General features: G+C 36.5%; 14 protein-coding genes, 2 tRNA genes, 3 rRNA genes, 1 other RNA gene and 1 pseudogene. 4 read left to right on the top strand and 17 right to left on the bottom strand.

The window, feature by feature from the left end; translation table 11 throughout:
* Positions 1–49: 49 nt before the first annotated feature.
* Together LO744_RS06230 and LO744_RS06225 are read right to left on the bottom strand one after the other, a co-directional pair.
* Positions 50–691 (bottom strand): DUF4241 domain-containing protein, encoded by a 642-nt coding sequence (locus LO744_RS06230; RefSeq protein ID WP_230667937.1) that lies wholly within the window; start codon positions 689–691, stop codon positions 50–52.
* An 89-nt stretch (positions 692–780) separates the two neighbouring features.
* Positions 781–3,486: a valine--tRNA ligase gene (locus LO744_RS06225; protein WP_230667933.1), complete on the bottom strand. Its 2,706-nt coding sequence runs from the start codon at positions 3,484–3,486 to the stop codon at positions 781–783.
* 128 nt (positions 3,487–3,614) lie between these two features.
* Between LO744_RS06225 and LO744_RS06220 the strand changes: the two genes are divergently transcribed.
* Together LO744_RS06220 and LO744_RS06215 are read left to right on the top strand one after the other, a co-directional pair.
* On the top strand, positions 3,615–4,070 hold the full coding sequence (locus LO744_RS06220; RefSeq protein WP_230667920.1) for a DUF1573 domain-containing protein: 456 nt from the start codon (positions 3,615–3,617) through the stop codon (positions 4,068–4,070).
* A 168-nt stretch (positions 4,071–4,238) separates the two neighbouring features.
* Complete coding sequence (locus LO744_RS06215; protein ID WP_230667917.1) at positions 4,239–5,108, top strand: PPK2 family polyphosphate kinase; 870 nt, start codon at positions 4,239–4,241, stop codon at positions 5,106–5,108.
* 95 nt (positions 5,109–5,203) lie between these two features.
* Here LO744_RS06215 and rnpB read toward each other — a convergent pair.
* An RNA gene (gene rnpB, locus LO744_RS06210) (RNase P RNA component class A) lies at positions 5,204–5,526 on the bottom strand.
* Positions 5,527–5,862: 336 nt separating this feature from the next.
* On the opposite strand from rnpB, the gene LO744_RS06205 reads away from it, so the two are divergent.
* Both LO744_RS06205 and LO744_RS06200 read left to right on the top strand, forming a co-directional pair.
* On the top strand, positions 5,863–6,354 hold the full coding sequence (locus tag LO744_RS06205) for an RNA polymerase sigma factor (protein WP_191181688.1): 492 nt from the start codon (positions 5,863–5,865) through the stop codon (positions 6,352–6,354).
* Positions 6,347–7,021 carry a beta-carotene 15,15'-monooxygenase gene (locus LO744_RS06200; RefSeq protein WP_230667914.1) on the top strand — a complete coding sequence of 225 codons (675 nt, stop codon included), beginning with the start codon at positions 6,347–6,349 and terminating at the stop codon, positions 7,019–7,021. The genes LO744_RS06205 and LO744_RS06200 overlap by 8 nt, the downstream gene beginning before the upstream one ends.
* A gap of 60 nt (positions 7,022–7,081) precedes the next feature.
* Here LO744_RS06200 and rpoN read toward each other — a convergent pair whose 3' ends face one another.
* The 14 genes and pseudogenes from rpoN to LO744_RS06130 all read right to left on the bottom strand — a co-directional run bounded on the left by rpoN (position 7,082) and on the right by LO744_RS06130 (position 21,518).
* Complete coding sequence (gene rpoN, locus LO744_RS06195) at positions 7,082–8,545, bottom strand: RNA polymerase factor sigma-54 (protein ID WP_230667911.1); 1,464 nt, start codon at positions 8,543–8,545, stop codon at positions 7,082–7,084.
* Positions 8,546–9,124: 579 nt separating this feature from the next.
* A 5S ribosomal RNA gene (gene rrf / locus LO744_RS06190) occupies positions 9,125–9,232 on the bottom strand.
* 147 nt (positions 9,233–9,379) lie between these two features.
* Positions 9,380–12,140: ribosomal RNA gene (locus LO744_RS06185) — 23S ribosomal RNA — on the bottom strand.
* Between the two features lie 221 nt (positions 12,141–12,361).
* Positions 12,362–12,435: transfer RNA gene (locus LO744_RS06180), tRNA-Ala, on the bottom strand.
* Between the two features lie 86 nt (positions 12,436–12,521).
* Positions 12,522–12,595, bottom strand: a tRNA-Ile gene (locus tag LO744_RS06175).
* Between the two features lie 298 nt (positions 12,596–12,893).
* A 16S ribosomal RNA gene (locus LO744_RS06170) occupies positions 12,894–14,410 on the bottom strand.
* Together the 16S, 23S and 5S rRNA genes with 2 tRNA genes alongside form the textbook arrangement of a ribosomal RNA operon.
* 1,065 nt (positions 14,411–15,475) lie before the next feature.
* Positions 15,476–15,838, bottom strand: coding sequence for a transposase (locus LO744_RS06165; RefSeq protein WP_230667909.1), 363 nt, complete (start codon positions 15,836–15,838; stop codon positions 15,476–15,478).
* Positions 15,808–16,167, bottom strand: coding sequence for a hypothetical protein (locus LO744_RS06160; protein WP_230667906.1), 360 nt, complete (start codon positions 16,165–16,167; stop codon positions 15,808–15,810). Before LO744_RS06160 ends, LO744_RS06165 begins: the two co-directional genes overlap by 31 nt.
* A 6-nt stretch (positions 16,168–16,173) precedes the next feature.
* On the bottom strand, positions 16,174–16,554 hold the full coding sequence (locus tag LO744_RS06155) for an IS110 family transposase (protein WP_230667904.1): 381 nt from the start codon (positions 16,552–16,554) through the stop codon (positions 16,174–16,176).
* A gap of 487 nt (positions 16,555–17,041) precedes the next feature.
* Positions 17,042–18,490 carry an asparagine--tRNA ligase gene (gene asnS, locus LO744_RS06150; protein ID WP_230667901.1) on the bottom strand — a complete coding sequence of 483 codons (1,449 nt, stop codon included), beginning with the start codon at positions 18,488–18,490 and terminating at the stop codon, positions 17,042–17,044.
* A 201-nt stretch (positions 18,491–18,691) separates the two neighbouring features.
* Positions 18,692–19,292 (bottom strand): annotated as a pseudogene (locus LO744_RS06145) (CDP-alcohol phosphatidyltransferase family protein).
* Positions 19,293–19,523: 231 nt separating this feature from the next.
* Positions 19,524–19,997, bottom strand: a complete 474-nt coding sequence (locus LO744_RS06140) for a hypothetical protein (protein WP_230667897.1) — start codon at positions 19,995–19,997, stop codon at positions 19,524–19,526.
* 207 nt (positions 19,998–20,204) lie between these two features.
* Positions 20,205–20,837 carry a hypothetical protein gene (locus LO744_RS06135; protein WP_230667894.1) on the bottom strand — a complete coding sequence of 211 codons (633 nt, stop codon included), beginning with the start codon at positions 20,835–20,837 and terminating at the stop codon, positions 20,205–20,207.
* Between the two features lie 3 nt (positions 20,838–20,840).
* Complete coding sequence (locus LO744_RS06130; RefSeq protein ID WP_230667891.1) at positions 20,841–21,518, bottom strand: LA_2272 family surface repeat-containing protein; 678 nt, start codon at positions 21,516–21,518, stop codon at positions 20,841–20,843.
* Positions 21,519–21,610 lie beyond the last annotated feature (92 nt).

Raw genomic sequence — 21,610 nt, 5'->3', positions numbered from 1 at the left:
ATTTTAATCGTTTTCTTAATTAAAAACTACCATTTAAATGTAAGCAATTTTAACTGACTAATATCTCAATAAATTCAGTAATAATTTTTACAGGATTATTTTCTTTGTCAAATCCTATATAGCTTGCGTAAAAACCTTCGCCATAGCCTGTTTCAAAAGCAAAAATATTTCCCGGATTTTCTTCATTAGGTTTTAAAAATGCAAATTGATCGATAGCCCCGTTTTCATCAAAAAAATGATCATGAAAAAACTCTTCATAAATTCCCATAAAATCGTCTCCTTTTCTTTGGAAAAGTTTCTGCTCATGAAGGTTAAGCTGCTCCTGAGTTTGAGCATCCATAAAACATCCCATTCCGCTTTCTACAGGGTAGCCGAAAACTTCACCCTCTGCTAAATCTTTTATATTTTGCTCTTTGGTAGTTGCCATTTTCCATGATGTAATTTTGGCATCACTAAAAATAATCTCGGCATAGGCTACACAATTGCTTTCAGTTTCTTTGTGCAATAAAACCTGAAAGTCTCCTTTAGGAAATTGAGTCGTAAAAGGTTGCATATCATTTGTAATCAAAGGATCGCAGGCAATCAATTTTCCTGTGGAAAGATATATTTTTCCCACTTCAAAACTTTCCAATAATGGGCTTTCTACGAAGTCTTTTGAAAAAAGTTTTTGTATGTTTTCTAAGTGTGTCATTATTTTAATTTGAAAATGTAATAATTTGAGAACTTGAAAATTAATTTGTGCTATTTTCAAATTATTCCATTTTCAAATTCTCAAATTATTTAGTTTAAAGATTTCAATTTCTCTTCTAAGAGGGCAATTTTATCTTGCGCATCTTTTTGTTTCTTGCGCTCACTGTCTACCACTTCTGGTTTTGCGTTGGCAACAAATTTTTCGTTAGAAAGTTTCTTATCTACAGAAATTAAAAATCCTTTTAGATATTTTAATTCTTCTTCTGTTTTTGTTTTTTCTTCGCCTAAATCTAAGTTTTCACTTAGAGGAATTGAAACTTCAGTAGATCCAACCAAGAACGTAAAGCTTGGCTTATCTGTTTTAGTACCGAAATGAATTTCTGAAATATTAGCCAATCTCTTAATCACCGATTCGTTGGCAAACTCAGTAGCATTGGTATAAACTTCTGCAGCTTCTTTTGGAGAAATACCTTTTGTCTGACGGTAATTTCTAACACCTGAGATTAAATCCTGAGCGGTCTCAAATTTCTTGATAATATCTTCGTTATATGACTCTTCTTTTCTCTGCTGAGAAATCATCAGGGCATCTTCTATTTTTCTTTCAGAAATCGTCTGCCATAATTCTTCCGTTAAGAAAGGCATAAATGGATGAAGCAGTTTCATTAATTCCTCAAACAAATAAATCGTCTTTGTATAAACTACTTTAGAAATACCTTCACCATAATTGGGTTTAATAGCTTCCAAATACCAACCACAGAAATCGTCTTTTACTAATTTTTGAAGTAAGTTTAAAGCATCTGAAATTCTAAATTTACTGAACTGATCATTCACTTCCGCAATTGTTTTATTCAATTGATGTTCGAACCATTCTATCGTCTGAATGTCTGTTGAATTAGCCGGCTTATCTTCATGGTTCCACATGTTGATTAATCGGAAAGCATTCCAGATTTTTGTTCCGAAATTTCTTCCCAAGTCGCAAAGAGGCGACGTGTAAACAGCATCTTTCCCTTCTTCCATTCTCAGTTTTATCTGCTTTTCAGTTAAAACATTTCCTTCTTCATCAATTTGCTCAGAATCAAATTTCAAGTCGTTTCCGGCTGCAGAACTCATCATAATCCCTACTCTTACTGCATCAGCTCCATAACGCTCGATTAAGTCTAATGGATCGGGTGAATTTCCTAGAGATTTAGACATTTTTCTGCCTATTTTATCCCTTACAATTCCTGTAAAATAAACATTTTTGAATGGAACTTCTTTTCTGTATTCCAAACCTGCCATAATCATTCTGGCAACCCAGAAGAAAATAATATCCGGACCTGTTACCAAATCTGAAGTTGGATAATAGTAATTGATATCTTTATTATCCGGATTATTCAACCCATCAAAAACAGACATTGGCCACAACCATGATGAAAACCATGTGTCTAAAGCGTCTTGGTCTTGTTTTAGGTTATCTATCGTTAATTCTTGGTTTCCTGTTTTTTCTTTAGCCAAAATAAGAGCATCAGTGATGCTTTCAGCAACTACGAAATCATTTTCACCTTCTCCGTAATAGAAAGCAGGAATCTGCTGCCCCCACCATAATTGACGCGAAATATTCCAGTCACGGATGTTTTCCATCCAATATTTGTAGGTGTTTTTAAATTTTTCAGGATAGAATTTTACTTCGTCATCCATTACCACATCCAAAGCTGGTTTTGCAATCTCAGACATCTTTAAGAACCACTGAACAGAAACTTTAGGCTCGATAACTGCACCTGTTCTTTCTGAAGTTCCTACTTTATTCATATAATCTTCTGCCTTTAACAAAAGATTGTTTTCTTCTAATTCTTTAGCGATTTGCTTTCTTACATCAAATCTGTTTTTTCCTACGTAATGTAATCCGTGCTCGTTCAGATTTCCGTCATCATCCAAAGAATCAATCATTGGCAACTGATGTTTTTTTCCGATTTCGTAGTCATTAATGTCGTGAGCCGGCGTAATTTTCAGCGCCCCTGTTCCAAATTCGATATCAACATATTCGTCTTCAATAATCGGAATAACTCTGTTAACAATCGGTACAATTACATTTTTCCCTTTCAAATGAGCATAACGCTCATCATTAGGATTGATACAAACTGCAGTATCCCCAAAAATAGTTTCAGGACGTGTTGTCGCTACCGAAAGGAAGTCTTCAGTCCCTTCTATTTTATATTTAAGGAAATATAGTTTTCCGTTTTGTTCTTTAAAGATTACTTCTTCGTCAGAAATATTGGTTTTCGCTTCCGGATCCCAGTTCACCATTCTGTAGCCACGATAAATCAATCCTTTATTGTATAAATCAACAAAAGATTTAATGACCTGCTCAGAAAGAGACTTTTCCATTGTAAAACGGGTTCTATCCCAATCGCAAGAACATCCTAGTTTTTTCAATTGCTCAAGGATTGTTCCACCATATTTGTCAGTCCATTCCCAAGCGTGCTTTAAGAATTCTTCTCTGGTAATATCAGATTTGTTGATTCCTTCAGACTTCAGTTTAGCAACAACCTTCGCTTCAGTAGCAATTGAAGCGTGATCTGTTCCCGGAACCCAACAAGCATTAAAGCCCTGCATTCTTGCACGGCGGACCAAAATATCCTGAATGGTATTATTCAACATATGCCCCATGTGAAGTATCCCGGTGACGTTAGGTGGCGGAATTACAATCGTATACGGTGGCTTTTCGTTGGGCTCTGAGTGGAAATATTTGTTTTCCAGCCAGTAATTGTACCATTTTTGTTCTGTTTGCTGTGGATTATACTTTTCTGAAATCTGCATAAATTCTGGTTTCTATAACTTATAATTTGCAAAAATAGTTTAAAGTAAAAAAATGTAAGCATTAATTAAAATAATTTTTAACTTTGTTTCTCAAAATTTATCTAACAAACATATTAACTTTTAAGAATATGAAAAACTTATTAGCAGGAATTGCATTATTCGGAACATTTGCATTAGCATCTGCACAATCAATTACATTCGACAAAACTACTTATGAATATGGTCAAATTAAGCCAAATTCTGACGGTACAAGATTTTTTACAGTAACCAATACAGGAGATAAGCCTTTGATTCTTTCTAATGTAAAACCAGCTTGTGGATGTACTACTCCAGAATTTAGCCAAGATCCTATTGCACCTGGAAAATCAGCGAAAATTAAAGTTGGATACAATACTGCTAGCCCTGGAGCATTCAACAAAATGATTGAGGTATTTTCTAATGACCCTGTAAACAGCAGAAGTGTAATCTACATTAAAGGTGATGTAAATGCAAACGCTCCAGAACCAAAACCATTAACTCCTGCAGAACAAAAAGCAGCCGCTAAAGCTGAGAAAAAAGCAGCTAAATTGGCTTCAAAAAAATAATTTTTACTCAAAAAATTCTTAAACCGCCTCCATTGAGGCGGTTTTTTTGTTATATTTATATTGTTAGATATTAGATAGTTAACATATATTGAAATTCCATCATCATTTATCTATTGAATTAAATCATTAAATCATTAAATCATTAAATCATTAAATCATTAAATAAACATGGAAAATAATTTCTCAGACGACTTTTTGGTTAAAAATACCTTCTCAATAAAAAAATCTTCCACAGCATACAAGGGGAAAATCACAAAAGAGGAAGGAATACAAATGCTAATTAAAGAAAAAGAAAAACTTAGAGAGCTTCAGGAAAAAATGTACGCCGATGGAAGCAAGTCGCTTTTAGTCTTTCTACAGGCGATGGATGCAGCCGGAAAAGACAGCTTAATAGAGCACGTTTTCGGTGGGGTAAATCCGCAAGGTTGTAATGTGACAAGCTTTAAAACTCCGAGTTCTAGAGAATATTCACATGATTTTCTGTGGAGACATTATTTAGCCTTACCTCAAAAAGGAATGATTGGTATTTTTAACCGTTCTCATTACGAAAGTGTTTTGGTCTGTAAAGTGCACCCTGAATATAATTTAAGCGAAAAAACTTGGGATTCTGTAAAAAGTTTTGATAAAAAATTCTGGAACAACAGATATGAAAGTATTAGAGATTTTGAAAAACATTTGGCCAATAACGGCACCACTATCATTAAAATTTTCTTGAATGTTTCTAAAGACGAACAAAAGAAAAGACTTCTAGACCGTATTAACGAACAAGAAAAAAACTGGAAATTCTCAGCTTCAGACCTTCCAGAAAGGGCTTTGTTTGACCAATATATGAAATGCTACGAAACTGCCATTAATGAAACATCAAAAGATCATGCACCTTGGTATGTACTTCCTGCAGACAATAAATGGTTTGCCAGACTTGCCGCCGTGCAGATTATCATTGATACTTTAGAAAAAATGGATTTAAAATTCCCACAACTTTCAAAAGAAGATAGAGCAGATTTAAAAGATGCTAAAAAACACCTGGAAAGTGAGTAAAAAAGAGCCAAGGTAAAAGTAAAAAGAATCAAAAAAACTGCCACGAATACATAAATTTTAAAATAAAAATTCGTGCATTCGCGGCAGTTTAATAAAAAACGAGAAAATCTATAAGCCGGATTTTGTACTTTAAAAAAGTGCCTGTTATTTATCTACGCTTTACATTGCTGCAAAACTTGAGCTGATTACCCCTCGGCTTTCAGGACGAGCCGCCCCTATTTTCATTACTGAAAAGAACCGATATACTTATCATTGCACCGCAAAGAGTTTACCTGGTTTCACTACAGCCGAACTGTACCTGCTTTCTGTTGCACTTGTCCTATCCTCACGGATGACGGATGTTATCCGCTTTGCTGCTCTATGGTGTCCGGACTTTCCTACCCTTACCGAAGTAAGAATCAACAAGCCGATTTTCTCGTGGCTGCAAAGATATGATAATTTGAAAATTTGATAATGATATAATTTGAAAATTTTTATGCTTGTCCGCAATTTCTCATATTTTATAACTTTTTGTATTACTTTGCTAAGTTTACGCCTTTGTATAACTTTAAAACAGTCAAATTTTAATATTCTTTGTTTGTTTTTGCGTTAAATTATGAAATAGTTGTGAAAACGGAGATACATAAAAATTTTTAATCACTAGGGTAATTTATTATGGTTATTTTCAAAAAAAGGTATTATTCATTCATTTTCAAATTACTTAATTTTCAAATTTTCAAATTATATCATATCTTCGTGCAGTTATACATTTATTTTGATTTCTAAAGAGAAAGAGTTTGCACAGCTTGTAAAAGATAATCAGGGTTTGATTATTAAAGTATCGCGTCTGTACACCAATTCGCTGGAAGATGAGGAAGACCTTTTCCAGGAGATTGTTTTGCAGCTTTGGCGAAGCTATGATTCTTTTAAAGGAAATTCAAAAATTTCTACCTGGATGTATCGTGTTGCGCTCAACACTGCAATCACTCTTTTCAGAAAAAAAAGTAAAAGTTTACCCACTAATGAGCTCGACATCAATCACAGAGATTTTATTGAAGATGATGATGATAAACAGCAGCAGATTTCACTTCTTTATACCGTAATCAAAACTTTACCCAATGTAGAAAGAGCAATTGTAATGATGTATCTCGATGACCTGCCCTATAAAGATATTGCAGAGAATTTGGGTATTACTGAGGTAAATGCAAGAGTGAAAATGAACAGATTAAAGAAAATCCTTAAAGAAAAAATGGAAAAACATGCCTGAATTTGATTTAGACAGCTTTAAGAAAACTTGGCAAGAACAACCTGTTCAACCAAAATACGACAATAATGAGATTCTAAAGATGCTCAATAAAAAATCACGCAATTACATGAAATATATTTTCTGGATAAGCGTGGCAGAGTTTTTACTATTTAGCGTTTTAGGGGTATTTTATCTTATACAAAGTAATGAATCGGATAGCTTTTTAAGTATTTTAGAGAAAATGGGGGTTCACAAAGATAGCCAACTTGTAAATAAACTTGATAATATTTATTTAATTGTAAAAATCTTAAGTTTAGTGGTTACCGGATTTTTTGTGATAAAATTTTATCAGAACTACCGCAAAATTAAAATTGAAGAAGACCTTAAACTTTTTATTATTAGAATAATTACTTTCAAGAAAACTGTGAATGCTTTTATCTTAACTAATATCGGATTATTATTAGTTTTAATGAGTGCATTTATAGGTTTTACTTTTTACATTATCAATATTCAAAATATTGAAGTCAGTAATTCTACTCTTATTGGTTTTTTAGTAGGAATTATTATAGGTACAATTTTATGCGTATCCTTAATTTGGGTTTATTACCGCTTAGTTTACGGAATCATTATAAGCAGGCTTGATAAAAATTTAAGCCAATTAAAAGAAATAGAATCTCAGGAAAATTAAAAATAATATTAAATATTCAGCATAAAAAAAGCATTTCAAATTTGAAATGCTTTTCCGTTTTTATAACTCTTTCCTTAATCTTGCGACCGGAATATTGAGCTGTTCACGGTATTTTGCAATCGTTCTTCTGGCAATATTATATCCTTGCTCTTTAAGAATCACCACTAAGGCATCATCCGTTAAAGGTTTCCTTTTATTTTCTTTGCTGATTACTTCTTGAAGATGATTTTTAATTTCTTTTGTTGATACTTCTTCACCCTCATCATTCGTTAAACTGTCAGAAAACAAATCTTTCAGATAAAGAATTCCGTTTGGCGTATCGGCATATTTACTTTTAACAACTCTGGAAATTGTTGAGATATCAAAACCTGTAATATCAGCAATATCTTTTAAAATCATCGGTCTTAAAGACTTATCATCACCCGTAATAAAATAATTATGCTGAAACTTCACAATAGCATTAATCGTTTGAAGCAAAGTATTCTGACGTTGATTAATAGCATCAATGTACCATTTTGCAGCGTCCAATTTTTGCTTGATGAATAAAGCAGCCTGCTTATGCTCAGATGATTTTTTATCATGAGAATAAGTGGTTAAAATATCTTTATACTCTTCAGAAACTCTTAAAGTTGGTGCGTTTTTACTGTTAAGCATTGGGATGACCTGCCCATCTTTCACTTGAATTACAAAATCCGGAATAATTTCCTGATTAATCGTAATGGTCTGTGTATCGAAGTTACCGCCTACTTTTGGCGATAGTTTTGAAATCTCATCTAAAGCATCCTTCAAATCTTCTTCTTCAATATCATATTTCTGAATAATCTTATTATAATGCTTATTGGTAAGCGCCTCAAACTGAAATCTCAAAATATTAGCCGCTAACGAAATTGCTTTATCAGAGCTTACTTTTTTCTCAATCTGAAGTAAAAGACATTCCTGCAATCCTCTGGCACCTACACCGGAAGGATCAAGTTTCTGAATGTAATTTTCAAGTATATCTTCTACCTTCTCTTTGGTAGTATAAATTCCCTGAGAGAAAGCCAAATCATCAACAATTGCCTTTATTTCCCTTCTTAAATATCCGTCGGTATCCAAATTACCAATAATATATTCAGCAATTTTCAAATCTTCATCGCTGATGTTGACAAGGTTTATTTGCTCCATTAAGTAATCATACAACGACTGCCCTTCGGTAAGGAGACTTTCATTATCAAAATCTTCATCATCAGCAGAATAGTTACTTGAAGCCGTTTTATAGCTTGGTTCATCATCATACAGATATTCATTGATATCAAAATCCGTTTCTATACTTTCTGTTCCTTCACTTTCATAGCTTTCATCCAAAGTAGAGTATTCATCTTCTTTAGATTCGTCTTTAGCTACTTCAAGTGCCGGATTTTCTTCAAGTTCTCTTTCAAGCTCTTCTTCAAATTCCAAAGTATGAAGCTGAATCAACTTCATCAGCTGAATTTGCTGAGGGGCAAGTTTCTGTCCTAATTTAAGTTGTAAATGTTGTTTTAGCATATTCTACTTTGTGTTTGTTAACATAACATCTACGAATTTAATATTTTTTTTTGGAAAAACAGCTATTAGCACGATTTTTGTAGTATTAAATTTATAAAGCCAATACAATTACGTTTTGGCTTATTTTGTTACAAAATACTACCTTTTATTCTGTACAGTAATTCCAGAAATCCATTTATTTTCACTTTAATTTTTCAGGAGCTATTTCCGGCTCTCCGCTGTATCTTTTTCATGACACCCTCCGCTTTTCCCTTTCGTCAAGAAAAAGGATGTCGCTGCTATCCGGGCTAGAAAACACAGCATAAAACAAAGATTTAGGTTAATAGCAAATTTTATTCAAGATATAAATATGCCTATGATGAGTTTGTTAATAATATAATGGATAAATATAATGTGGATAATAGTGTCGCTCCTCCGGAGCTATAAGAGATTAGGCTAGAATTATTCCTTTTTACAAAGGTTACGCTCCGAAGGAGCGCCCTATTACCTATTACCTATTACCTATTACCTATTACCTTCGCTTTAAGTTTATTGCAAAAAAAAAGTCTCATACAAATTCATGTATGAGACTTTAAAAAAAACTGGCGGCGACCTACTCTCCCGCTTTCGCAGTACCATCGGCGCTGGTGGGCTTAACTTCTGTGTTCGGAATGGGAACAGGTGAGCCCCACCGCTAAAACCACCCTAAAGGTTGTATATAAGAGGTTAGATTTTAGTAGTTAGAGATTAGTAAAAAACTAACTTCTAATATCTAGTTTCTAACTTCTGGTTTTATCGATAAGAATATTCACAAAGAGAGAACCTTTAATTGCGCAATTAAGCAGTTGCCAATTAGGCTATAAATCTACGGGTAATTAGTACTACTCGGCTATGCTGTTACCAACTTTACACCTATAGCCTATCAACGTGGTCATCTCCCACGACCCTTAAAAGATGTCTCATCTTGAGGCGAGTTTCGCACTTATATGCTTTCAGTGCTTATCTCTTCCAAACGTAGCTACTCAGCGGTGCTCCTGGCGGAACAACTGATACACCAGAGGTTTGTTCAATTCGGTCCTCTCGTACTAGAATCAAGCCCTCTCAAACATCTAACGCCCGCAATAGATAGAGACCGAACTGTCTCACGACGTTCTGAACCCAGCTCGCGTGCCACTTTAATGGGCGAACAGCCCAACCCTTGGGACCTTCTCCAGCCCCAGGATGTGACGAGCCGACATCGAGGTGCCGAACCTCCCCGTCGATGTGAGCTCTTGGGGGAGACTAGCCTGTTATCCCCGGAGTACCTTTTATCCTATGAGCGATGGCCCTTCCATACGGAACCACCGGATCACTATGTCCTGCTTTCGCACCTGATCGACTTGTAGGTCTCACAGTCAAGCACCCTTATGCCATTACACTCTACGCACGGTTACCAAGCGTGCTGAGGGTACCTTTGAAAGCCTCCGTTACTCTTTTGGAGGCGACCACCCCAGTCAAACTACCCACCACGCAGTGTCCTTCTAAAAGAAGTTAGGCTCCAAGTAAGTAAAGGGTGGTATTTCAACGTTGACTCCACAAACACTAGCGTGCCTGCTTCAAAGTCTCCCACCTATCCTACACATTACTTACTCAAAGTCAATACGAAGTTATAGTAAAGGTTCACAGGGTCTTTTCGTCCCATTGCGGGTACTCGGCATCTTCACCGAGACTACAATTTCACAGAGCTCATGGTTGAGACAGTGCCCAGATCGTTACACCATTCGTGCAGGTCGGAACTTACCCGACAAGGAATTTCGCTACCTTAGGACCGTTATAGTTACGGCCGCCGTTTACTGGGGCTTCAGTTAAACGCTTCGCATTGCTGCTAACGCCCTTCCTTAACCTTCCAGCACCGGGCAGGTGTCAGACCCTATACTGCATCTTTCGATTTTGCAGAGTCCTGTGTTTTTGATAAACAGTCGCCTGGGCCTTTTTACTGCGGCCACCATTGCTGATGGCGTCTCTTCTCCCGAAGTTACGAGACTATTTTGCCTAGTTCCTTAACCATGATTCACTCTAGCACCTTAGGATTCTCTCCTCGACTACCTGTGTCGGTTTATGGTACGGGTTGCTTCACTTCGGCTTTTCTTGGAAGCACTTTCCCTACAACAACTTCGCCCGAAGGCTAGGTCTTGACTATTCCGTCAGTCTCCAGTAAGTACGGCACTCCGTCCCCTTTTTAGTGTGAGCAAGTATGGGAATATTAACCCATTGTCCATCCACTACCCCTTTCGGGTTCGCGTTAGGTCCCGACTAACCCTCAGCTGATTAGCATGGCTGAGGAAACCTTAGTCTTTCGGTGAGCGGGTTTCTCGCCCGCTTTATCGTTACTTATGCCTACATTTTCTTTTCTGTCCGCTCCACCAAGCCTCACGACTCAGCTTCTGTGCAAACAGAATGCTCCCCTACCAGATACAACTCAAGGTTGTAAATCCATAGCTTCGGTACTCTATTTATGCCCGATTATTATCCATGCCGGACCGCTCGACTAGTGAGCTGTTACGCACTCTTTAAATGAATGGCTGCTTCCAAGCCAACATCCTAGCTGTCAATGCAGTCCAACCGCGTTGCTTCAACTTAATAGAGATTTGGGGACCTTAGCTGTTGGTCTGGGTTCTTTCCCTCTCGGACACGGACCTTAGCACCCGCGCCCTCACTGCCGTGGAACATTTATTAGCATTCGGAGTTTGTCAGGAATTGGTAGGATTTGACTCCCCCGCATCCAATCAGTAGCTCTACCTCTAATAAACTTATACACGACGCTGCACCTAAATGCATTTCGGGGAGTACGAGCTATCTCCCAGTTTGATTGGCCTTTCACCCCTACCCACAGGTCATCCGAAGACTTTTCAACGTCAACCGGTTCGGTCCTCCACTTTGTGTTACCAAAGCTTCAACCTGCCCATGGGTAGATCACAAGGTTTCGCGTCTAATACTACTAACTAAGCGCCCTATTCAGACTCGCTTTCGCTCCGGCTCCGTACCTGAAGTACTTAACCTCGCTAGTAACATTAACTCGTAGGCTCATTATGCAAAAGGCACGCCGTCACCCAACTTGTGGGCTCCGACCGCTTGTAGGCGTACGGTTTCAGGTTCTATTTCACCCTTCTATTCGAAGTGCTTTTCACCTTTCCTTCACAGTACTTGTTCACTATCGGTCTTTCAGGAGTATTTAGCCTTGGAGGATGGTCCCCCCATATTCAAACAGGATTTCACGTGTCCCGCCCTACTCATTTATCACTTAAATATGCCTTTCATATACGGGGCTATCACCCTCTATGGCTGTTCTTTCCAGAACATTCTATTAAACATATAAAAGCTTTTGGGCTAATCCGCGTTCGCTCGCCACTACTTACGGAATCTCTTCGATTTCTTTTCCTCAGGGTACTTAGATGTTTCAGTTCTCCTGGTTTGCTCTCCTTGCGGAGTGACTGGTCTTCAACCAGACGGGTTGCCCCATTCGGACATCTGCGGATCAATTCGTGTGTGCCAATCCCCGCAGCTTTTCGCAGCTTACCACGTCCTTCGTCGCCTCTGAAAGCCTAGGCATCCGCCATACGCCCTTAACGATTTCTTTCCTAATTATTAATTAGTTCAGTATTTTTGCTTTAGCATTGCTGCTAAAATATTTTTGTAAACTCAAACGCTTAATTGCGCTCGGTTTTCTCTTTGTGATATTTTTACCGTTAATGTCAATGATCTTTATGCTATTTCTGATCTAATTCGCAAAATATTGTTTTTGGCTCTATTTGCTTCTTAAAATTAAACCATAAATCATGTTATATTACTATAACAATGTGGAGAATAAGGGAGTCGAACCCTTGACCTCCTGCGTGCAAGGCAGGCGCTCTAGCCAGCTGAGCTAATTCCCCGCTAGTTTAGATGTTAGTAGTTAGAAGTTAGAGATTAGTAAAAAACTAACTTCTAATTTCTAGATTCTAACCTCTATTTAAATTAGTAGTCTCGGGCAGGCTCGAACTGCCGACCTCTACATTATCAGTGTAGCGCTCTAACCAGCTGAGCTACGAGACTTTGTTATGAGTAATGGGTGATGAGTAATAAGTAATATTTGCATATCTCTTTTTTCTCTTCTTCATACTCAATCTCTCTTCCCTAATACTAATTTCTAGTGGGTTTTGTATTTCTTATATATATTATAAGTAATAAATAATTGGTAATGAGTAATTAATACAAGCTGTTACACTTGGCTCTTTTTACTTTAACCTTTTTACTTATACTTATATATCAACCAAATAAAAACTAAAGCTTCTCTTTAAGTAAGTGCATGGACACATTGTGTCCTTATTTTTTATCGTCCGAAGACGCTCTAAAATGAGATGTTCCAGCCGCACCTTCCGGTACGGCTACCTTGTTACGACTTAGCCCTAGTTACTTGTTTTACCCTAGGCAGCTCCTGTTACGGTCACCGACTTCAGGTACCCCAAACTTCCATGGCTTGACGGGCGGTGTGTACAAGGCCCGGGAACGTATTCACCGCATCATGGCTGATATGCGATTACTAGCGATTCCAGCTTCATAGAGTCGAGTTGCAGACTCCAATCCGAACTGAGACCAGCTTTCGAGATTCGCATCCAGTCGCCTGGTAGCTGCCCTCTGTACTGGCCATTGTATTACGTGTGTGGCCCAAGGCGTAAGGGCCGTGATGATTTGACGTCATCCCCACCTTCCTCTCTACTTGCGTAGGCAGTCTCACTAGAGTCCCCAACTTAATGATGGCAACTAGTGACAGGGGTTGCGCTCGTTGCAGGACTTAACCTAACACCTCACGGCACGAGCTGACGACAACCATGCAGCACCTTGAAAAATGTCTTGCGAAAAGTCTATTTCTAAACCGGTCATTTCCCATTTAAGCCTTGGTAAGGTTCCTCGCGTATCATCGAATTAAACCACATAATCCACCGCTTGTGCGGGCCCCCGTCAATTCCTTTGAGTTTCATTCTTGCGAACGTACTCCCCAGGTGGCTAACTTATCACTTTCGCTTAGTCTCTGAATCCGAAGACCCAAAAACGAGTTAGCATCGTTTACGGCGTGGACTACCAGGGTATCTAATCCTGTTCGCTCCCCACGCTTTCGTCCATCAGCGTCAGTTAAAACATAGTGACCTGCCTTCGCAATTGGTGTTCTAAGTAATATCTATGCATTTCACCGCTACACTACTTATTCCAGCCACTTCTACTTTACTCAAGACCTGCAGTATCAATGGCAGTTTCATAGTTAAGCTATGAGATTTCACCACTGACTTACAGATCCGCCTACGGACCCTTTAAACCCAATAAATCCGGATAACGCTTGCACCCTCCGTATTACCGCGGCTGCTGGCACGGAGTTAGCCGGTGCTTATTCGTATAGTACCTTCAGCTTTCCACACGTGGAAAGGTTTATCCCTATACAAAAGAAGTTTACAACCCATAGGGCCGTCGTCCTTCACGCGGGATGGCTGGATCAGGCTCTCACCCATTGTCCAATATTCCTCACTGCTGCCTCCCGTAGGAGTCTGGTCCGTGTCTCAGTACCAGTGTGGGGGATCACCCTCTCAGGCCCCCTAAAGATCACTGACTTGGTAGGCCGTTACCCTACCAACTATCTAATCTTGCGCGTGCCCATCTCTATCCACCGGAGTTTTCAATAATAATTGATGCCAATCATTATATTATGGGGTATTAATCTTCCTTTCGAAAGGCTATCCCCCTGATAAAGGTAGGTTGCACACGTGTTCCGCACCCGTACGCCGCTCTCTCTGTCCCGAAAGACAAATACCGCTCGGCTTGCATGTGTTAGGCCTCCCGCTAGCGTTCATCCTGAGCCAGGATCAAACTCTCCATTGTATGTTTGTCTGACTCACTCAAAGTTAATTGACGCTTTAGTTTTTCCTTACTTGGTTGTATATTATTTTTCAATGATCTCTTCTCTCTCGCTTTTTACGATACCTACATTTTCTGTCGTTTTCAGTATCGATTTGCGTGTGCAAAAGTAAAAAATTATTACTAACTGACCAAATGTTTTTTGAAGAAATTTTAAAGTTTTTTGATGACCCTAAATCCTTCTCTCTACACCTAATCTATCTACTCCTGCGCTTCCCGTTTTACCGGACTGCAAAGATACTAATCTTTTTAATTCTCACAATCTTTATCGCTAAAAATTTTAAAGAGTTTTTTTTGATTTTATATCTTAAAGTGGATATTAGTTTTTTCTTTTTAAACTATATAAATAGTGGCTTCTGCGCTACTGAATCTCTTTCGTTTTTCAGTGGGGCAAAAGTAGTACTTTTTATAAACACAATCCTAATTTATTTAACATTATGTTTAATTTCAATTCATATTGAAGCTTAAACAACTGACTGGTTGGATGAATAATTTAGTTGGTGGGTTGGAGTCCCTCTTACGAAGCTCATTATATAATCATATCGTTGGGATACAAAGATGGCGATTCTACGAAGCGCTCAATTGTGATAATTGTTTATCTACACAGATAGCACTCCTATGGAGTGATGGATAGAGATTGGAGGTTTAGGTTTAGGTTTAGGTTTAGGTTTAGGTTTAGGTTTAGGAAAAATAACGTTTTATGGAGGGTTGAAACGGAAAACCAGTCCGTCAAAAAATCTTTGATTTTTTAACACCCCTCCCTGGGAGGGGAATGTAATACCATTCTGTTGTTGTAGTTGTTCTTGCTTTTGCGCCTCTTGTTGTTGGCGGGGCGTAAGGCTGATGGAAAAATGGAGGGTGGTTCTCGAGATTTTGGAAAATCAAATGGGAACACTAAAACTTCTTTATTACATAGTATCTCCTAGGTACTATCTTAAAAAGCAAATTTGTTTTAATAAATTTTATACTTTTGTAACACAGAGAGGAAACATACTGTGATATTTCACTGGAGGTTTACCTTGTGTAGTCTCAATTCGTTGGGACTACTTTTTTGCTTTTTTCAAAAGCAGACAGAGAGGAAATCACCTGCTCCTTTTCTTGGATGTTTTTTTCATAATCAGCATTATATTCTTCCTTTTTTTTCCATAAATGATAAATCATAACCAAAAGTTTTTTTTGTACAGCAACATAACTTTTCATTTTTATTCCGTGCTTTTCGTAAGTTCTGTCGAATAAATCTTTGTACTTTTTCACGCCACATTGTATCACCACAAGACAGGGCATGTGTAAAACTCTTCTTATTCTCGAGTTGCCTTTCTTTGATATTCTCGTTTTTCCGATACGCGTTCCGGACTGCGCTTCTACAACATCATAACCCGCGTAAGAAACCAACTGTTTGTAGTTTTTGAATAATTCAAAACATTAGTTTCTGCCAAAACTGTCGCTAAAGTCAATATCCCTAATCCTTTTATTTTTAATAATTCAGCGAATCTTGACGAAATTGTATCATCTGATTTTAAATGCTTTTTAATCGCATTGATGAGTTCTTTGCTTTGAGTTTCAAATAATGCAATGGTTTGTCTCAACTGACCCATCACTTCATCCGAGTGATGCATCGCAAAACCTAAAGCATCAAGCTGATTTTTTAAAACTGTTTTCAACTCCACAACGTTTTGATGCTGTCTTGTCAGTAATCTCAACTGATAAAAAAAAGAACCCATAGGTTGCTATACCTCCAAACACTGCTCTGCTCCCATTTGTGATAATCCTTTTGCATCTATCGAATCATTTTTTGATTTTAAGCCAAGAGCTTCCAAATATTTCTTGGCTTTGTTGGGCAAAATAATGGATACCGAAAAACCTTTCTCAAATAAATAATAAGCACAGTTCTCGTGATAAATCCCCGTAGCTTCCATACAAACCACCAAAGGAAGAGTTTCTTGCTGATGATTCAATATCCAATGCTCCAAATCTTCAAAACCTTTCTTGGTATTGAGGATGACGCAACTGGATTTAAACCTCACTTTCTGCTTTTCATCAATAATACTGAGGCAGGCATTGATTTTCTTGCTGGAAACATCAAGGCCTACTGAATACTTTAAATTCATCGCTTTACCATTTTGTGATAAACAAAAAACTGCAATGATCTTGGCTCATTGTTTATGCAGCATCTTTGGACAAAACCAAGTGCTTAAGTACTATTGAGACTTTAATGCAATTAACAATTAAAACCAGGTGGATTAGCCTAAGGTGTACAATATCATCTAAAATGTATCTCGCCCCGATAGAATTTTGCAACCTGGTTTTGTTTATCTGTTAATACTATTTCAAAGATATGGGCCGCGATTGTAGCGACATCCTTTTTCTGAATAAGGATTGTTAAAAAGCATGGGCGAAAAAGATATAGCGGAAAGCGGGATTAAGCTCTTGAAAAAATAGGGAAGTGAGTTGGAGAGTATGAGGGTTTTAATGTTTTAGTGTTTTAGTGTTGGAAAGTTTTTGATGTGTAGTTTTTGATGTGTAGTTTTTGACATCTATATATAATAAAAAATGTCCCTGAAAATTTCAAGGACATTTGTCTATTTTTTGTGAGAATTAAAATTCTGCGTTTTTTGGAGTTCTTGGGAAAGGAATTACATCTCTGATGTTGGTCATTCCTGTTACGAAAAGTACCAATCTTTCTAAACCTAGACCGAAGCCTGCATGAGGAACCGACCCGAATCTTCTTGTGTCAAGATACCACCACAATTCGTGCTCGTCAACGTGCATTTCTGCCATTTTAGTTTTTAGGACATCTAATCTTGCTTCTCTTTCTGAACCACCGATGATTTCACCAATACCTGGGAAAAGTACATCCATTGCGGCAACGGTTTTGTTGTCATCATTTAGCTTCATGTAGAATGCTTTGATTTCTTTTGGATAATCAAATAAAACTACAGGGCACTCGAAGTGCTTTTCAACCAAGAATCTTTCGTGTTCAGACTGAAGATCTGCGCCCCATTCTTCGATTGGATAAGCAAATTTTCCTTTTTTATTTTCTTTTGAGTTTAATAAAATCTCAATTGCTTCGGTATAAGAAACTCTTTTGAAACGTTTAGCAATTACATTTTCCAGCTTTTCGATTAAGCCTTCTTTTGCTCTTTCTTTTTCTGGTTTTGATTTTTGCTCTTCTGCAAAACGCTTGTCTAAGAACTCTAAATCGTCTTTACAGTTGTCTAAAACGTACTGAATCACATATTTTAGGAAATCTTCTGCCAAATCGATGTTGTCTTCCAAGTTATTGAAAGCAACTTCAGGCTCAATCATCCAGAATTCAGCTAAGTGACGGGTTGTATTTGAATTTTCTGCACGGAAAGTTGGTCCGAAAGTATAAATTCTTCCTAATCCCATTGCTGCTGTTTCTCCTTCAAGCTGTCCAGAAACTGTTAAGTTTGTTTTCTTTCCGAAGAAATCCTGAGCGAAATCAATATCTCCCTGCTCGTCTCTCGGAATATTATTTAAATCGAAGTTGGTTACTCCAAACATTTCCCCTGCCCCTTCGGCATCTGCTCCAGTTACAATTGGTGTGTTGATGTAAAAGAACTGATTTTTATTGAAAAAAGAGTGAATGGCAAAACTCACTGCGTGACGTACTCTGAAAACCGCCCCAAATAAATTGGTTCTGAATCTCAAATGCGCTTGTTCTCTCAACACTTCCAATGAATGTTTCTTAGGCTGAAGAATCGTTTTGTCTCTTTCTTCGGTAAAGTTATCTCCTAAAATAATAATTTTTTTAGCGATAATTTCTACTGCTTGCCCAGCACCCTGACTTTCTACCACCTCTCCTACTACTTTCAGTGAAGAAGCTGTACTGATTTTACTGATGATTTCTTCGTCAAAATTTTCAAAATCAACTACAATTTGCAAATTATTAATCGTAGAACCATCATTTAGCGCAATAAAGCGATTTGCACGGAAAGTTCTTACCCAACCGTAAACTGTAATGTCATGATGTAATACTTTTTTGTAGTCCTGAAGGACTTCTTTAATTGTTTGCTTTTTCATTTGTTGATGATAAAAATTTTGTCTAAAAAATTAATGTTGGCAAAGTTACAAAAAACAGCGTAACTTTTGGTTTATTACGCTGTTCGATTTAAAAATCATCATTTAATCCTGAAAATCAATTATTAAGTAGATGAAAGAAAATAGATTAAAGATAAAAGACTTACAATCAGATATCTATTCTTTCGAAATTTTTTCCAATACTTAATTAAAGAATGTTGTTTTTTTTCTTTGTACACCATTTCTTATTTTCCAGGCGTGATAAGAGCTGGGAATATCGTATTGCCATTTAGGAAGAATCAAAATAATAAGGATAACATCAAGATGAGAAATAAAACCTAAAATAATCGTAAGGTAAAATGCCCAACCTACCTGCTGAAAGCCAATAAGAAAAGTAAAAGCCAGCAATAAGCTTAATCCCCCAAAACTTTGAAATCCAAGCGTGAGTACAGGTTTCTTTCTTAAATTTTATCCAGCTTATGATATAGCAAAGTGCTTCCATGATAAAAATTAGTAAAATGCCCTGCCATTCATCTCTTATCAATGTAGGATTTAGAAAATAAGCTGCAAAACCCAATGACAGCCAGAATATTAAATCAACCTGACTATCCAATCTTCTTAATTTTTCGGAGGAAACGCCTACTTTTCGTGCAATGATTCCGTCGAAAATATCTGTGAGTAATCCCACATACATTAAAGTGAGAATGAAATATCTTGATTCGCCACCATATAAATAAGAATGTAAAATAATGATGGGGGCAAGAAAAAATCTGATGGCTATTAATAGATAAGGTATAGTTTTCATAAGTGTGATTTTTTAAATTAAACTTGTTTAAATTTTTTATTTAACCACAAAAGGCACAAAAGATTTAGATATTTCTATTAAAGCTTATTTTTAAAATGAAAAAAGAACACATAAGTTTTCAAAAATCTTTGATTTTTATTATTCTGGTGACTTTAATCATCTAATAATTATACATTTAGAATATCTTTTGTCTCTTTTTCGGTTAAATTTAAATTAGTTTAGAAAGCTTTATTAATAAACGAGGTTGATTCCAAAAGAAAATCGAAAACCTTCAGTCGGAAAGTGTTTATATGTTTTATATTCGAAATTATATCCTAACTCGGCTGAAAACAGATAAAAGAAGTTAACTCCAAATTTTGGTGAAACTGCATTCGGTGTAATTCCGGCTCCTGCATACAAATATTTTATCACGTTTTTATCTCCTTCAAATGAAGCTACTTTACGGAAATAATCTAATTCGGGAATCACAATAAGTTTTCTATCTGGTAAATCCCACCAATTGAAATGCCCTCTAAAACTCACATAATTATTTTCATTAATCGGAATTTTAGGTCCGAAAGAAAAAAATGATTTATTATCAATAGAAGTAGCCTCGATTCTTGTACTTATAATGATTCCTATTATTTTCCAGTCTTTATCACTTCCGTATTGCGCTTTGAAAAAAGGACAAAGAAGCATTGTAATTCCTATCATTAAGTTTTTCATTTCTTATTATTTTAAATGTTTAGTGCTTTTTTTAACCACAAAAGCAACAAAAGATTTCAGGAGAGATAAGTTGTACAAAAGCTCACAAAACAAGCTTAAATTAATATTTTGACAACTTTTGAATTTCTCTTTTTCCAATCATTTATTTGTCACTTTTACGGTGAAAAATTGCCATTTTATATCTTACTACATGCTTGCTTATCTATTTTAAAACTTAAAAAGTAAGCTCGTTTCAATCGAGAAAGAATTAAAACCTTCAGGCGTGATTTCCTTGTTCCAAAGTCTGTAAGGGAGATAAGAGGCCTGAACACCGATTCCTACATTGTTTTTCCAAAAACGAATTCCCTGACCTATTTTTAAAGATGAAAAAGTGGCAGTATTTGTATCTATATTGGTAAGATAATTACTCTGAGAATCAGTTTTGTCCGGTTCATCTTTTGGCACATCTCCGTCATTAAAAATCAATGTATGAAGACCAAATTCTGAAACCCATTCTATTTTATTATTTTTAATACGATATTCTTTTACCATTCTCGCTCCCAAATTCCAAACAAATTCTTCTGAACGAATAGGATACAACATTCCTTCTTTTTTATAATTAAATTCATAAAAACTATTGCTGTACCCCAAATTTGTTCCCAACTCTAAACGGGTTTTTGTTTCGTCAATAGGAAATCTATACCAATATCCTACGAAAAATCCAGCTTTTTGTTTCGTTTTAAATTTAGAATAATTCAAAAACGATCCGGCTTCTATTAAAGTTCTTTCAGATTTTACTGTTTCCAAGTTTTGTGCAGAAAGATTCAGGCACAAAAACATTACTATGATAAAAGTTCTCATGGCTTAAAAATTTATTAATGGCAGTGTACGTTTTCCGTTTTTGTTCCAAAAGCCAATCTGGAGACCTTTCATTTTCTTAGATCTATTAACCAAACCAATCTGCAAACCTTTCCCATCCGAATTGTTGTTGTAAAAACCAATTTGAACACCTCTTAAAACTTCAGCACCATTAAAAGGAGCGATACTCAACCCTTTCATTTCTCTGGATGAGACATTCATTGTTGCAAAAAAAACACCTCTTGCTTTTTCAATGTCAAAAGAAATCAAAGAACCCATCACGCCATTCATCGTATGACCATAATTGTACATCGAAAGACTGATACCATTGTGACTTATTCCTCTTAAATATCCTGCTAAAGAAAGATTAATACCGTTTACTTTAATCAATTGCTGGTGTTCAAATCCAGACGGATTATAAAAAAACCAATAAATAATTCCTAAAGGATTAGGTTCTAGATTTATTCCGTTTACAGTTTGTAATTCTGTAAGATCATCATCTTTGAGAAGGTATTTAGGGTCAAAACCCAACCCAACTGTCAATCCGTTTACTTTTGTGATGTCATCGTTCAAAGGGGTTACAGCAATTAATCGTACTTTTTGCTCATTCACCTTTAAACTATCCTGACAAAACACCAAACTATTGAATACCATCGCAATGATTAAAAATAACTTCGTTTTCATAACCTGTAGTTTTAAATTATAGTTCAAAGCTAATTTTGAAAACACTTTTTATGAATGCGAAAAAAAATTAAAATAAATCTCTACATTTGTGA

It is taken from the genome of Chryseobacterium turcicum, from assembly GCF_021010565.1.
Lineage (GTDB): Bacteria > Bacteroidota > Bacteroidia > Flavobacteriales > Weeksellaceae > Chryseobacterium > Chryseobacterium turcicum.
The sequence above is the reverse complement of the archived record's forward strand: the minus strand, read 5'-3'. Positions and strand labels throughout refer to the sequence as shown.